Source organism: Natronobacterium haloterrestre, assembly GCF_900112205.1.
GTDB lineage: Archaea > Halobacteriota > Halobacteria > Halobacteriales > Natrialbaceae > Natronobacterium > Natronobacterium haloterrestre.
Genome location: NZ_FOKW01000016.1, coordinates 1 through 12,833, shown reverse-complemented (window position 1 = coordinate 12,833; position 12,833 = coordinate 1). Strand labels below are relative to the sequence as shown.

Here is a 12,833-nt window from a genome sequence, read left to right as displayed (position 1 = left end):
TTATCGCACCAGCTTGACGGTCGTCGGCGCGTTCAGCAGAACGAATTCGGTGATCGGCCCCAGCTGGATCTTCCCCATCGGACTCAGGGTGCCGCCGCCGATGACCAGCTGGTCGAACTCGCCCTGTTCCGCGTAGTCGACGAGCGCGCTTCCCGGATCGCCCTCGAGTTCGACGATATCGGCGTCGATGTCAGTGCCGTCGAGTAGCTCCTCTGCCTGCTCGCGCATCTCCTCCTGCGAGCGTTTCGACTCCGGTTTCTCGAGGATGGCGACGGTGAGATCGTCGTCGACTTCCCTGGTCCGCTCGATCGTCCGGCGGAGCGTCTTTATCGATTCGTCGCTGCCCCCGAGACCCATCAGTACGTCCATACGAACAGGTGTTGCGCCGACGCACGAAAACCGTTATGCCGCTGTCGAACCGGTCGTCCGCGTCGGCGTCCATTCACGGGCCCGCATTCGGACGTGAATCGCGTTCGCCAGCGCAGCAGGACGACGCTGTTAAGAGCGTGTGGGCGTTACGTCGAACGAATGAGTGATGCGGCGCTCGATGTCGTCGAGTTCCTGCTCACGACGAGCGTGTACTCGGACGACCGGACGTTAGACGAGAACGACCTGCCGCCGTCGTTCCGACAGGTGTTCTGGACCGGTGGGAGCGGCGGTTCCGACGCCGGATCGGACGACGACGACGACGGGAGCGGTCGCCGCCGTGCCGGGATCACCCGGCCGCTCTCGGCGACCAACGCCACGACGCGCGAGGCGACCGGCGTCGAACGGCCCTGGGAAGCCGTCTCGGACCTCATGTTCACCGAACGCGACGAGTTCTCCGGGACGATCACGCTGACCCAGCGGGACCTGGCCGAGGAGTGGTTCCTCGAGCGCGTCGACGACCAACGGCTCCTCGAGAACCCCACCCTGGCGAAACACTTCGAGGACCACGAGGCCTACGACGGCGACGCGACCCACGAGGAGGCCCGCGAGCGCAACCGGCCGATCCAGGCCGACCGCGCCTGGATCGACGGCCTGCTCGAGGAGTACTTCGACGAGGAGGAAGACGAGGACATGCTCGACCTCGTCGAGGTCCGGGCACCCGAGGAGGTCGACATCACGCTCGACGACCTCGTGCTCACCGACGACCAGGAGAACGAACTCGACAAGATCGCGAAGGCGATCGAACACCGCGACTATCTCTCCCAGATCGGCCTGCGGGAGATCGGGAAACTGCTGTTCGTCGGCCCGCCGGGAACGGGGAAGACCTCGACCGCGCAGGCGCTGGCCCGCGATATGGACCTGCCGTTCGTCGAGGTCAAACTCTCGATGATCACCTCCCAGTACCTCGGCGAGACGGCGAAAAACGTCGACAAGACCTTCGAGGTCGCAAAGCGGCTCTCGCCCTGCATTCTGTTCATCGACGAGTTCGACTTCGTCGCGAAGACGCGCCGCAGCGACGAACACGCCGCGCTCAAGCGGGCCGTCAACACGCTGCTCAAGAGCATCGACAACATCTCGCTGATCGAGGACGACGTGTTGCTGATCGGCGCGACCAATCACCCGGATCAACTCGACGACGCCGCCTGGCGCCGCTTCGACGAGATCATCAACTTCCCCAAGCCCGACTACAACATGCGGGCGGACATCCTCCAGGTCATCACCCGCCAGATGAGAATCGAGGAGTTCGACCCGCAACTGATCGCCGAGGCGACCGAGGGCCTGACCGGCAGCGACCTCCGGATGGTGCTCCGGGAGGCGGTGCTAGAGGCGCTGACGGAAGATCGGACGACGCTGACCCAGGAAGACCTGCTAAACGCCGTCGAGGAGTTCGAGGAGCGGGACAACCTCAAGAACATGGACATGATCGAGGGTGACCACGACGCGCTCGTCGCGGGCGGCGACATCGGGAAGGCCAGCGACGGGGGCCACTCGCACGGGCACGATCACGATCACGATCACGACCACGACCACGACCACGATCACGATCATTGACCTCCGATAGCCGCCTCCCCGCTCGAGCGCCCCTCTACACGACGACCTCGAGCGACGCTGTTTTCAGTTTTGCCGACGATATCTCGCCGTGACCTGTCCGTTCTGCGACATCGTCGACGGTGACGGGGACGGAGACACCCTCGTCCTCGAGGAAACGGACGAAACGATCGCGTTCGTACCCCTCGACCCCGTTTCCGAGGGGCACCTGCTCGTCGTCCCGAAAACGCACTACGAGAGCCTGTTCGACATCCCGGCGGAGACGCTCGCCGAGGTGACGACCCACGCCCGGAGCATCGTTCGACGGCTCCGCGACGCCGACTTCGACGGCGCGAACCTCCTCCACGCCAGCGGCGAGGCCGCCCAGCAGTCGGTGTCACACTTCCACCTGCACGTCGCGCCGCGGCGCGCCGACGACGGGCTGGATCTCTGGCCGGCGAGCGGATACGACGAAGGGGAGGGGAAGTTCGACCGTCCCTACGAGCGGATACGCGACGCTCTCGAACTCGAGTGTGCCGATCGAGCCGACTCGTAGACGGAAAGAGCAGGTCTACGCCGCCGAACGGGAGCGGCTCGGCGCCTCAGAGCAACCCGTCCTCCTTCGCCAGCAGCAACGCCGTCATCGTCGAGTCGTTGGCCGGCTGCTCGCGGGCGCGCTCGAGCGCCTCGTCGACCGAGACCGTCGTCACCTCGAGGAACTCGTTGTTGTCCAGTTCGCGCTGGCCGGGCTCGAGCCCCTCCGCGTAGACGATCCCGCGGTCGTGTCGGAGCACGCCCGTCGCGACCGCGTACTCCTGGAGCAAGGCGGTACTCGTGGGGCGGAACCCGGTCTCTTCCTCGAGTTCCCGCGTGGCGGCCGTCGTGTAGGACTCGCCGTCCTCGACGATCCCCGCGGGGAGTTCGAGGTGGGTCTCCCGGATCGTCGGACGGTACTGTTCGACGAACAGGAGCCGGTCGCCGTCCGTGTCCTCATCGGACGCGCCCGATCCGTCGACCGTCTCGAGGACGCTCCCGTCGATCCGGGCCACCACGACGACCGCCGGCGGTAGGTCCGCCCAGTAGTAGCGTTTCTCCGTGCCGTCTGGCTGTTCGACGCGGTCGTAACCGCCGTCGTACCAGTCGGTCTCGTACTCGGTGACCTCCTCGAGCAGCCTCCAGTCGTCGGGCGTGTTCGCGTCCGGGTGAGGATCCGGGTTCGGGTCCGGGTCCGGGTCCCGGTCTCCCTCACGATCCCCTGACGATGATGGTGGCGATGGCGTCATCGGCGAACGCTCCGCCCTCGATGGAAGAATAGGTGGCGATGCCCGCCCGCAGAGCTATCCGGAGAGGTGCTCGCGGTACAGCCGGCCGAACGCCTGCCGGCGGAGGGTCGCGACCGCCGCGTCCTCCTCGTTCTGGAAGGTGGCTGCGACGGCTTCCCCCTCGGGACCGGCGTGCCAGACGACCCGCTCTACGTTCTCGTGGCCGAGGGTCGTCACCTCGCCGTCGTAGGACTCCCGCCAGGCCTCGTACTCCTCCCGGGAGCCGACCCGTACCTCGAGCAGGCTCGCGAACAGGGCGTCGCGTGCGGTCTCGACGACCTCGCCCGTGACGCGGTCGTCGTACTCCTCGCGGTCGAACTCCATGGCCTTCGCGACCTCGCGGACGACCGTCTGGGCCGCGGGGCCGACCGTCTCGTACTGCGCTCGTGCGTCCTCGACCGACGACGGCGAGAACGTTCCGACCGTGTGCATAGCGGAGAATGTCGGCGGCAGCCTGTTACCTGTTACGCGTCGTCGCCGGTCCCGTCGTCTCTGTCGTCCCCGTCGTCTCCGTCCTTCCCCTCCTCGAGACCACCGTCTCCCGTTCCGCTGGCCCCGTCCCCGGAGGTCTCGTCAGCGTCCTCGTGCATCCGTCGCGTCAGTTCCTGGGCTTCCCGGAGCACGCTTTCCGCCTCCGAGGTGAGCGAGCCGCGTCCGGTCTGGCGGGTCTGGCGAGCGAGTCCGTCCTCGAGTGCGTCCGGACGGCCGGGGCTTGCGTGCCCGTGCCCGTGCCCGTGACCGTGCCCGTCCTCGAACTCCGGCGTCTCGATCTCCGGGGCGTACTCGGCGACGACCTCACCCAGACTCTCCGGATCGCGGTCGCTCCAGTCGGGGGCGTGGTCCTCGAGCCACTCCCGGTGGTCCTCGCGACCGAGCGAGGCCGTGATGGCGAGGTGATTCGCGAGGTGGGCCGCGTCGGCCTGTTCGGCGTCGCAGACGGGGCAGGCGTATCCCATGTTCGACCGATACGCCGCGAGCGGTAAAACGTCGCCGTCCCGCGGCGGAAGAACGTCGCGTCGGGGTCAGTCCAACTTCCGGATCATGACGATCGCGTCCTCGTCGTCGTAGTAGTCCGGCACCCGCCTGAGCGGCTCGAAGCCGAACTCCCGGTAGAGCCGCTTTGCCTTATCGTTAGATCTGCGGACCTCGAGTTTGACGCTGTCCGCGCCGTGGGCCGCCATCACCGCGAGCGCCCGGGACAGCAGGGCCGAGCCGATCCCGTTGCCGCGGTGGTCGGGGTGGACGGCGATGTCTTTGATGTGGCCGATGCGGCGGCCGACGTTCGAACTCACGTCGGCGACGACGTACCCGGCGACCCGCCCGTCGTCGACGGCGACGAGAAAGCCGGGTTCACCGAGGAAGCGGTCGAACGCGTCGTACGGCCAGGGCTGTGAGAACGAGGCGTTCTCGATCCGAACGACTGCCAGCAGGTCGGCACGCTCCGCGGGCCGAATCGAGAGGTCGCCGCCGCGATCCGTCGGGAACTGGACGGTCACGGACGCGTGTAGCACCCGCGAGATAAAAGAACTGTTCGCCTCCCTCTCCCGTCGTCGGTTCCGTCCTCGAACCTCGTCGCCTGCATTATCGTCTCAGGCGTCGTTCTCGCTTTCGTCCCCGTTTTCGTTGCCTTCGCTTTCGCCTTCGTCCGCCTCGTCGATGGTCGTCGTCGGCTGCTCGTCCTCCGTCCCGCCGTACTGTGTCTGAGACTCTTCGTTCGCGTCCTCGCTCTCGCTCTCGCCCTCGCCTTCGCCTTCGCCTTCGTTGGTTCCCATCGAAATCACTCCGCCGGAATGGCGTCCATCGCGTAGGTCTCGGTTAGTTCTTTCAGTTCGTCGAGCGCGTCCTGCTCCTCGCGGAGGTTCTCCTCGAGGAGGTCGGCCGCCTCGTCCATCCCGAGTTGGTCGGCAAGCGGGATCAGGTTCCCGTAGGCGGCGATCTCGTAGTGTTCCGTCTTCTCCGCGGCGGCCATGTTGTGGTAGTCCATGACCTCCTGGGCGGGATCCATCGACTCGAACTCCTCGTACTCCTCGATCAGTCCCTCGATGCCCTCACACTCCTCTTTCTCGGGTGGCTCCCCGAACATCTCGAAGACCTCCTCGAGGCGATCGATCTGTCCCTGCGTCTCCTCGCGGTGCTCGGCGAACGCCTCCGCGATCTCGTCCCGTTCGGTGTTCTCCTCGAGGTCCTCGAGCGCGTCGACGAGCTGGTGCTCGGCGTGGTAGATGTCCTCGAGGCCGTGTTCGAACAGGTCCTGAATCGTGTCCATGCTCATGTCTCCGGGCGGCGGTTCGCCAGCCGCGAGAAAAAGCGACGAGCCTGCGACGGCAGGCGAACGGCCGGCAGCGAGGGGTTTCGGAGCCCGGGTTCCGCATAATCTCTCCCCGTAGCTACAGGCGGCCAACCCGGACGACGGCGACCGCGAGTGCGAGTGCGAGCCCTGACTTCCCCGGCACGTCCACGTCCGAACCGGAGCCGACGGCCGAACGATGTCGGAGCATGACTTATACGCTTCAGAGGCGAATCGCGTCCATGACCGCACCCGAGGATCCCCTGGACGACAATGAACGACCCGAATCCGACGGGTCCGAAGGGGCCGAAGATGGGAACGACGACGGCAGCGACGATTCCGAGCGGGAACGGGAGCGGGAGCAGGAACGCGATCCAGGATCCGACTTCGAGATCGACGTCGAGGACGGTGCGGGCTGTGTGGAGATCTGGGAACGCCTCTCCGAGAGCCGGTCGGACGACCAGTCCTGACCGGACAGGACCGGCGGCCGCTCTCCTCTCACGGCGAGGATATCCGGCGTCAGGGGAGAGATTCGCCACAGTAGCGACCTTTTTGCGTTCGAAGTCCCTACCGCGGTGCATGACTACCGATCGGTCCGGGGAGCCACCCGATCAGCGCGATGGGGACGACGGTTCCCCCACCCACGAGAGTCGCGACACACCCGACCGAGAGAGAAACCGGATCCCGAGAACCGACGGCGGCGGGGCAGGTGACCGTTCCACCGACGGCGAGCGGTCCCGCGAGCGCGACCCCGACGACGGCCGCGCCCGGGACGCGTCGATTCCCACCGATCGAGAATCCCCCGTCGGCGCGCCGGTCATCCGTGGCGACGAATCCGTCGCCGGACCCCACGCCCGCGAGGCCGTCCAGTTCGATCCCGATGATCCCGACAGCCTCGAGGAGGCCGCCGAAACGGTCCGGACGTTCGCGAGCGACAGCGGCGGCGACGACCACCTCTTCATGCTCCGAGGAGCCGCTGCCTGTGCCGCGCTCGTTCGTGCCGAAGGCTCCTACAAGGCAGCCGCCGAACGCGCCGGCAGCGAAGTGACCGTCTCGTTCATTCGAAAGTGGGCCCGGGTCCACGACCTCCCGCGGTCCGTCCGCAAGCAGGTCGCGATCGGCGAGATCGCCCCCACGGCCGCCAAGCACATCGCTCGAGTCAGCGGGGAAGCTCGACTCCTGCTCGCCTGGGCCATCCTCGACGGCGACCTCACCGTCCGGGAGGTTCGCAGCGTCGCCAGCGCCGTCAACGACGGCACGTCGATCGAGCGTGCCCTCGCCGACTGCGACGTCGCGCTCGGGGAACTGGAACTCCGGCTGCCGCCCGAGACGTACCGCGACCTCCGGCGGCGCGCCTCCATCGACGATGTCGATCCCGGACGGATCGTGACCGACGCGCTCCGTGAGTACCTCGAGTAGTTTCGTACTGCTGTCCCCGAACCGGACCGAACCGAATCGAACCGAACCGGCCGCAGTCCCGGCGTCGAAAGAAAACGTTTAACCACCACTCACGGATAGTGGTAAGCACAGGGCCGGTAGCTCAGTCTGGCAGAGCGTCTGGCTTTTAACCAGACGGTCGCGTGTTCAAATCGCGCCCGGCCCGCTTTTGCCACGAACAAATCCGTGAGTGGCAAAACGGCCCCGCGATTTGAACGCAGGGAAAGCGCAGTCTCGCGAGCGAAGCCCTCGACTCGAACGTATCGGCGAACCTTCCCCCGACCGCTCTCCGCTCGAGTTAGAACGGGCGGCGCTGCGGGGAGACGACATCCTCGACCTGGGTCGCGACGAGCACGACGCCGATGCTGGCCAGGGCAGCGCCGACGACGAACGGCACCGGGAAACCGAACCTGACCAGAACCCCGGAGAGCAACGGTCCGACGGCGATTCCGAGACCGAACGCCATCGTCAACACTGAAAGCGTCGACCCGGAGCCATCCTCGGGCGCGAGATCCCCAGCGAGCGCGAGCGCCGGCGTGAACACCATGGCCCCGGCCGCTCCCTGGGCGAACCGTGCCCCGAACATCACCCAGGAGTCGAGGATGAAGCCCTGGACGGCCGTCGTCGGGATCAAAAGCACCGCGCCGGCGACCAGAAACAGCTTGCGGCCGTAAAAGTCGGTTGCGCGGCCGATCGGCACCTGCAACACGATGTGTGCGAAGACGAACGCCGCGAACTGGAGCCCGAACATGCGTGCCCCCTGCTCGAGACGGGCGTTGATGACGTCGCCCAGAGTGGCGAACATCGCGATGCCGACCGCCATCAGGAACGAGACGGCGCCGAGCGCGAAGACCGGATCGAAGAGGTTGCCGCCGGTCCGGTCGAACACGACGAAGCCGTCGGCGGCGGCCTCGGGTTCGGAACCGGCCGAATCGATCGCCGGATCACAGACGAACAACAGGACGAGCGAGGCCCCGATCACTGCGGTCACGGCTGCGAAGGAAAACGCCGCTTCGAATCCGGTGAAGTTGACCCCGACTTCGCCGAACGCGAGCGAGTACGGGCCGGCCGCGAGCACGGCTCCTGCGCCGATCGGACCGACGCCGAACCCGACGAGCCTGAACGCGTTGTAGATCCCCATGTTTCCGCCGCGGTCGTCGTCGGTCGCGAAATCGTTGACGAGGGCGATAGACGTCGGGACGATCAGCGCGCCGGCGACCCCCTGCAACACGCGCAGGGCGAGGAGGTGCCAGTACGTCGATGCCATCGCGTACCCGAGACTCGAGACGCTCAGGAGCCCCAGCCCTGCGAGGAGGAAGACCTTCCGACGGCCGGTTCGGTCGGACAGTCGGCCGGTGATCGGTTGCAACGGGCTGTTGACGAACCCGAACAGCGCGAGGACGATCCCGGTAATGGTGACCTCTGCCAGCCCGAACGAGCCGCCCCCGACGAAGTCGCTCGCGATAAACAGCGGGAGGACGACGATGAGAAACGAGTTTCCGACCGCCTCGGCCATCCGGGCGAGCGCCAGGACCAACACCTGTGGCTTCACGCCCAATCTGGACGCGAGACGGCCCTGCCCGCCGTCGGCTACCGATCCGCGTCGAAACCGCCGGTGACACCGATCGAGTCCCGAGAGTCGACCGGCCGACGTCGACTCCCGTTCCGTCCGTTCGCCAGGTTCGTTCGTGTTCGTATTCGTGTTCGTAACCGGGGTATCCGCCATACACCGGTTCACGAGGGATAGCTCCCTCTCGGTACCTCCTAGCCCGCGGGGTGCGTTTATGACACATAGCGAGCGAAAGCCCACCCCTTCAGGGGTAGGAAGATGTCAAGGAGACGCCCGAAACGCTCGCCGACTGGCAGCGGTCGCGGTCGACGACGAACGGGCGTGCGAGGTGTGGAGAGATCGTACAGACGACCTCATCACGATGTCGCTATCGCTGTCCGCTGTGCTCGAGCCCCCGAGTCGGTAACCGAGGAATGGGACGAACCGAAAGGCTTCCCGAGGTCCGATGGATGAGGAGGGGACCGACCCCTCGAGAGCGGGTCAGTCCTGGACCGCGAGTTGCTGGGTGAGCAGGTTCCGTTCCGCCCGCTGGAGGTGTTCGGAGATCGTGCCGCCGTCGAGCCCCATCTCGTCGGCGATCTCGTCGATCGACGCCTCCCGGGGCACCTCGTAAAACCCCATGTCGTAGGCGGTCTGGAGAACCTCGAGTTGCCGATCGGTCAGCGCGTCGAGCGTCCGCTGGCCACCCTCGTACTCACCGAGTTTGTGGAGGTCCGGCGCGATCCCAGCCTCCTCGAAGTTGCGGAGCATCGCTCGAATCGACTCCTGGGACCCGACCAGCGACAGCAACATTCCACGGTCGCTTACCGTCGGATCGCACATTCCCACCAGGTCGTCGTGGTCGACCGACGCCGTCTCGGGCATCTCGAGCGCCGTCACCTCGAGGAGGTAGAGATACGAGTCCTCCTTCTCGGTGATGAACTCCCAGTCTTCGACGCTCTCGGTACGATCCAGCCGGTCCTCGTCGAATCGCGTCTCGACCTCGATCTGCGAGACTCCGCCCGTCCCCTCGTCTTCCAGCAACTCGAGTTCTCGAACACCCGCCTCCCGACACAGCGAGACCAGCTCCCCGTACCCCATGGCCTCGATCTCCTCGTCGGTGAGGTTGATGATAGCTTCCCGCATACGTCACTAGACTCGACACCCCCACAAAACGGTTCGCCCACGACACCCGCCAGTATCGCCGGTAGAGAAGGTCTTCCCTGACGACAAACCGATCCACTGCTGCCGGCTATCGAGTCACTCCGGCCAGTCCGTCGCTCGGCTCCAGCCGAACTCGAGCCAGCCGACGGCGACGACGAAGCTTCCCATGCCGGCCACGGCCAGTGGTCCGTGATGGGCACCGATCGCGACGCTCGAGGCGACGAGCAACGCGAGCGGGACACGCGGTGCATCCGCACGATAGAGGACGACCGCGAGCGCACCGACGGCCACGAGGTAGCCCACGGCACCGATGACGCCGGCGGCGAACAGCAGCGGCTCCGTGTGGAGGTACTGTACGGCTTCCGCGACGCCTGCCTGCTGTTCGGCCGGCAGGGTCCGCCCTTCGCGAATCAACAACCCCTTGGCGACACCGACGATAGCGACGTAGCCGAGATAGAAGAACCCGAACACACCGGTCCCGGCTCGAGCGAGCGTCGCCGACAGTCCCCGGTAGCCGCTCGAGAGGAAGTACAGGCCCATGGCGATCGTCGCTAACGATGCGAACAACAGGACGTGTATCACAACGAAGGTGTCTGCGACGGCCGACAGGCTCGCGTAGACGTCGTGGCCAGCATGTGGGTGGAACCACATCGCGACCGCCGCACCGACCGGCCCGCCGAACAGGACGAGACGCCGAACCACGCCGGAACTCTCCTGCTGGTTACCCGTCTTTCCTATCCGTTTCGTCTTGCTGGGTGCACTCATGGTATCACCGCACCCCATCGTACAGCCGGCTCTACCGTCGGTTTCACCCCCACCCTGCTAGGCGAGTTTACCTGACGGCGGATGCGTCGGATCGCCACGTTCGCGACTCGGCCGGGGAGATCCGACAAATGGCTGCCGGGTTACGACTGCGCGGCGATCGTACTGCCATCGATCGATCGGAACTGTCCTCCGTTCGTGACCGCATCGATCCGATCGACCGTCGAACGGACACTCCACCGGACTGCTCCATTAGAACCGGCCGTCATAAACGCCCCCAGTGGACCCGGAAACAGGGCTTCGGGGGTCCGGGCCCATGACCTCCACGTGATGACCGAAATCACGCCCGACCGACTCGCTGATCGACTCGCTGACGAAGACGACGGTATCTTCGTCCTCGATATCCGGCCGGAAGAGGAGTACGAAGCGTGGCACATCCCCGGTAGCGAAAACATCCCGATTTACGATCTATTGACGGAGGATCCCGGAGCGGCCGATCCTGCCCTCTCGACTCTCCCGAGAGACGCGGAGATCGTCACCGTATGCGCGGCCGGGGTCGTCTCACAGAAGGCGACCGATCGCCTCAGAACGATCGGGTACGACGCCAAGACACTCGTCGACGGAATGCAGGGGTGGAGTCGCCTCCATCGACGCACCCCGGTCGGCATCGATATCGACGGTACGCTCGTCCAGGTCGCACGTCCCGGCACGGGTTGTCTCTCTCACGTCCTGCTCTCGGACGGCGAGGCGGCAGTCTACGACCCCTCACAGTACGTCTCGGAGTACGAATCGATCATCGACGAGTACGATGCCGATCTCGTCGGCGTTTTCGACACGCACGCACACGCCGATCACGTTTCGGGAGGACGACGGCTTCGGGACGACGACGGCTCGCCGATCGCCACGAGGTCCCGTACTACCTTCACCCCCACGACGCCCACGGGGTCGACGCCACAGCGTTGATCGACGGCCGGAGTTTCGACGTCGGTAACGACTACGTCGGCGTCGTTCACACGCCCGGGCACAGCCCTGGAGGCGTAACGTTCGAACTCGAGACCGAGGCGCTGCTCACCGGCGACACCCTCTTCCACGAGAGCGTCGGTCGGGTCGAACTCGGTGTTACGGCCGGACTCGAACGCAGTTCGGCCGCTGAGAACGCCGGGAAACTGTACGAAAGCCTACGGCGTCTCCGCGGACGAGACGCCGATCCGGTAATCCTCCCGGCCCACGACCCCGGTTCCCCGGAGCCGCCGGTCGCCGCCCGCTTCTCGGACATCGCGCCCCGAAACGCGGATCTACGGCGCACTCGTTCGACACTCGTCGACGCACTCACCTCCGATATCCCTGACCATCCGCCGAACTTTCAGCGGATCAAGCGCGCGAACACCGGCGTAACGAATCCCCTCGAGGAAGAATTGTCGACGCTCGAACGAGGGCCGAACCGGTGTGCGGCCAACTAGTCCGGAGGGCTATGACCCTCCCAGTCGGAGTTACGATCTCGAGCGGAGTAAATGAAGGCCAGGGGATAGTTCGCGTGATACGGAACCGACTCGACGGGATGGAATCAGTTCGATTTCCTCACGCGTCGCTGTCGAGCAGATAGAAGGCAAAAAGACAGCTGACGAAAAACGATCACGTGGCCGACTACCCGTCGGCAGTATCCGGAAGGTACGCGAGAGAACGTTGGAGGAAATTGGAAGCCAAGGGCCGGATTTGAACCGGCGGTAGGCGGCTCTGCAGGCCGCTGCGTTCGGCCGGACTCTGCCACCTTGGCGCGTTCGAAAGTTATCACTGCGTTCGTTTAAGCATAGCGGTACGGCTCGACGACGGGAGCCTATAACGAGAAAAAGCCACAGGCACCGGACGGGACCTGTGGCTCTCGATCGCTTAGTATGAAGTATGAGTGGGGCGGCGAATCGACGTTCCCAGAGGGTCTCCCACTCCAGTAGTTGCCGATACGCAGGCGGGCTTATCTTCCGTGTTCGGGATGGGTACGGGAGGACCCCCGCCGCTGTGGCCGCCTAACGCCGATCGACGGAATCGAACCGTCGCAACACCAGGCCAGGATCGGTCTGACGATGGCAACCGTGTCTACGTGTAGTCCAGTTCGCGCCTGGACCCGTCTCCGGGCTCCAGTTCCGAGAATGCGGTATGAGTGTGTGGCTCGGCCGATTAGTGCTCGCGGGCTCAACGCCTCGTTGCCTTGGCGCGTACACCCCGAGTCTATCGAACTCTTCTTCTAAGAGTGGCCTCAGTGGTTCCTCGTTTCCAGGTGGGTTTCGAGCTTAGATGCGTTCAGCTCTTACCCCGTGGTGCGTGGCTGCCCGGCACGTGCCCTCTCGGACAACCGGTACAC

Annotated in this window: 14 protein-coding genes, 2 tRNA genes, 2 rRNA genes and 1 pseudogene; 6 read left to right on the top strand and 13 right to left on the bottom strand. The window is 65.6% G+C overall.

What is annotated here, in order from left to right; all coding sequences use genetic code 11:
* Window positions 1-369 (bottom strand): universal stress protein, encoded by a 369-nt coding sequence (locus BM113_RS20625; protein ID WP_089789860.1) that lies wholly within the window; start codon window positions 367-369, stop codon window positions 1-3.
* 159 nt (window positions 370-528) lie between these two features.
* Here BM113_RS20625 and BM113_RS20620 point away from each other — a divergent pair, with 159 nt between their 5' ends.
* Window positions 529-1,980: an ATP-binding protein gene (locus tag BM113_RS20620; protein WP_089789859.1), complete on the top strand. Its 1,452-nt coding sequence runs from the start codon at window positions 529-531 to the stop codon at window positions 1,978-1,980.
* Window positions 1,981-2,068: 88 nt separating this feature from the next.
* Complete coding sequence (locus tag BM113_RS20615; RefSeq protein WP_089789858.1) at window positions 2,069-2,512, top strand: HIT family protein; 444 nt, start codon at window positions 2,069-2,071, stop codon at window positions 2,510-2,512.
* Window positions 2,513-2,558: 46 nt separating this feature from the next.
* On the opposite strand, the gene BM113_RS20610 is transcribed toward BM113_RS20615, so the two are convergent.
* The 6 genes from BM113_RS20610 to BM113_RS20585 form a co-directional block, all read right to left on the bottom strand.
* Entirely contained in the window at window positions 2,559-3,239 is a 681-nt protein-coding gene (locus BM113_RS20610) for an NUDIX hydrolase (protein WP_089789857.1), read from the bottom strand.
* Between the two features lie 54 nt (window positions 3,240-3,293).
* A complete protein-coding gene (locus tag BM113_RS20605) occupies window positions 3,294-3,710 on the bottom strand; it encodes a DUF5809 family protein (RefSeq protein ID WP_089789856.1) in 417 nt (138 codons plus the stop codon).
* Between the two features lie 32 nt (window positions 3,711-3,742).
* On the bottom strand, window positions 3,743-4,234 hold the full coding sequence (locus BM113_RS20600) for a DUF5810 domain-containing protein (protein WP_089789855.1): 492 nt from the start codon (window positions 4,232-4,234) through the stop codon (window positions 3,743-3,745).
* A 66-nt stretch (window positions 4,235-4,300) separates the two neighbouring features.
* Window positions 4,301-4,774: a ribosomal protein S18-alanine N-acetyltransferase gene (gene rimI / locus BM113_RS20595; RefSeq protein WP_089789916.1), complete on the bottom strand. Its 474-nt coding sequence runs from the start codon at window positions 4,772-4,774 to the stop codon at window positions 4,301-4,303.
* Between the two features lie 93 nt (window positions 4,775-4,867).
* On the bottom strand, window positions 4,868-5,050 hold the full coding sequence (locus tag BM113_RS20590; RefSeq protein WP_089789914.1) for a hypothetical protein: 183 nt from the start codon (window positions 5,048-5,050) through the stop codon (window positions 4,868-4,870).
* Window positions 5,051-5,055: 5 nt separating this feature from the next.
* Window positions 5,056-5,550 (bottom strand): ferritin-like domain-containing protein, encoded by a 495-nt coding sequence (locus BM113_RS20585; protein WP_029601394.1) that lies wholly within the window; start codon window positions 5,548-5,550, stop codon window positions 5,056-5,058.
* 257 nt (window positions 5,551-5,807) lie between these two features.
* Here BM113_RS20585 and BM113_RS20580 point away from each other — a divergent pair, with 257 nt between their 5' ends.
* The 3 genes from BM113_RS20580 to BM113_RS20570 all read left to right on the top strand — a co-directional run bounded on the left by BM113_RS20580 (window position 5,808) and on the right by BM113_RS20570 (window position 7,168).
* Window positions 5,808-6,035, top strand: coding sequence for a hypothetical protein (locus BM113_RS20580; protein WP_089789854.1), 228 nt, complete (start codon window positions 5,808-5,810; stop codon window positions 6,033-6,035).
* 109 nt (window positions 6,036-6,144) lie between these two features.
* The gene (locus tag BM113_RS20575; protein WP_089789853.1) at window positions 6,145-6,984 is read left to right on the top strand and encodes a DUF7119 family protein; all 840 of its coding nucleotides are present in this window, start codon (window positions 6,145-6,147) and stop codon (window positions 6,982-6,984) included.
* 110 nt (window positions 6,985-7,094) lie between these two features.
* Window positions 7,095-7,168: transfer RNA gene (locus BM113_RS20570), tRNA-Lys, on the top strand.
* A gap of 132 nt (window positions 7,169-7,300) precedes the next feature.
* Here the strand turns inward: BM113_RS20570 and BM113_RS20565 are convergent.
* From BM113_RS20565 to BM113_RS20550, 3 genes are all read right to left on the bottom strand, one after another.
* Entirely contained in the window at window positions 7,301-8,518 is a 1,218-nt protein-coding gene (locus BM113_RS20565) for an MFS transporter (protein ID WP_449406649.1), read from the bottom strand.
* Between the two features lie 534 nt (window positions 8,519-9,052).
* On the bottom strand, window positions 9,053-9,697 hold the full coding sequence (locus BM113_RS20555) for a helix-turn-helix domain-containing protein (protein WP_089789851.1): 645 nt from the start codon (window positions 9,695-9,697) through the stop codon (window positions 9,053-9,055).
* A 114-nt stretch (window positions 9,698-9,811) separates the two neighbouring features.
* A complete protein-coding gene (locus BM113_RS20550) occupies window positions 9,812-10,480 on the bottom strand; it encodes a hypothetical protein (RefSeq protein ID WP_089789850.1) in 669 nt (222 codons plus the stop codon).
* 327 nt (window positions 10,481-10,807) lie between these two features.
* On the opposite strand from BM113_RS20550, the pseudogene BM113_RS23060 reads away from it, so the two are divergent.
* A pseudogene (locus BM113_RS23060) lies at window positions 10,808-11,937 on the top strand (MBL fold metallo-hydrolase).
* Window positions 11,938-12,175: 238 nt separating this feature from the next.
* Here the strand turns inward: BM113_RS23060 and BM113_RS20535 are convergent.
* The 3 genes from BM113_RS20535 to BM113_RS20525 form a co-directional block, all read right to left on the bottom strand.
* Window positions 12,176-12,251, bottom strand: a tRNA-Cys gene (locus BM113_RS20535).
* Window positions 12,252-12,380: 129 nt separating this feature from the next.
* Window positions 12,381-12,502 (bottom strand): 5S ribosomal RNA (gene rrf, locus BM113_RS20530).
* Between the two features lie 127 nt (window positions 12,503-12,629).
* A 23S ribosomal RNA gene (locus tag BM113_RS20525) occupies window positions 12,630-12,833 on the bottom strand; the annotation flags it as partial.

Excerpts from the sequence above, each read along its gene's own strand:
- BM113_RS20625 (WP_089789860.1), bottom strand. The coding sequence starts at position 369 with ATGGACGTACTGATGGGTCTCGGGGGCAGCGACGAATCGATAAAGACG.
- BM113_RS20620 (WP_089789859.1), top strand. The coding sequence starts at position 529 with ATGAGTGATGCGGCGCTCGATGTCGTCGAGTTCCTGCTCACGACGAGC.
- BM113_RS20610 (WP_089789857.1), bottom strand. The coding sequence starts at position 3,239 with ATGACGCCATCGCCACCATCATCGTCAGGGGATCGTGAGGGAGACCGG.
- BM113_RS20605 (WP_089789856.1), bottom strand. The coding sequence starts at position 3,710 with ATGCACACGGTCGGAACGTTCTCGCCGTCGTCGGTCGAGGACGCACGA.
- BM113_RS20600 (WP_089789855.1), bottom strand. The coding sequence starts at position 4,234 with ATGGGATACGCCTGCCCCGTCTGCGACGCCGAACAGGCCGACGCGGCC.
- BM113_RS20590 (WP_089789914.1), bottom strand. The coding sequence starts at position 5,050 with ATGGGAACCAACGAAGGCGAAGGCGAAGGCGAGGGCGAGAGCGAGAGC.
- BM113_RS20585 (WP_029601394.1), bottom strand. The coding sequence starts at position 5,550 with ATGAGCATGGACACGATTCAGGACCTGTTCGAACACGGCCTCGAGGAC.
- BM113_RS20580 (WP_089789854.1), top strand. The coding sequence starts at position 5,808 with ATGACCGCACCCGAGGATCCCCTGGACGACAATGAACGACCCGAATCC.
- BM113_RS20575 (WP_089789853.1), top strand. The coding sequence starts at position 6,145 with ATGACTACCGATCGGTCCGGGGAGCCACCCGATCAGCGCGATGGGGAC.
- BM113_RS20565 (WP_449406649.1), bottom strand. The coding sequence starts at position 8,518 with ATGGCCGAGGCGGTCGGAAACTCGTTTCTCATCGTCGTCCTCCCGCTG.
- BM113_RS20555 (WP_089789851.1), bottom strand. The coding sequence starts at position 9,697 with ATGCGGGAAGCTATCATCAACCTCACCGACGAGGAGATCGAGGCCATG.
- BM113_RS20550 (WP_089789850.1), bottom strand. The coding sequence starts at position 10,480 with ATGAGTGCACCCAGCAAGACGAAACGGATAGGAAAGACGGGTAACCAG.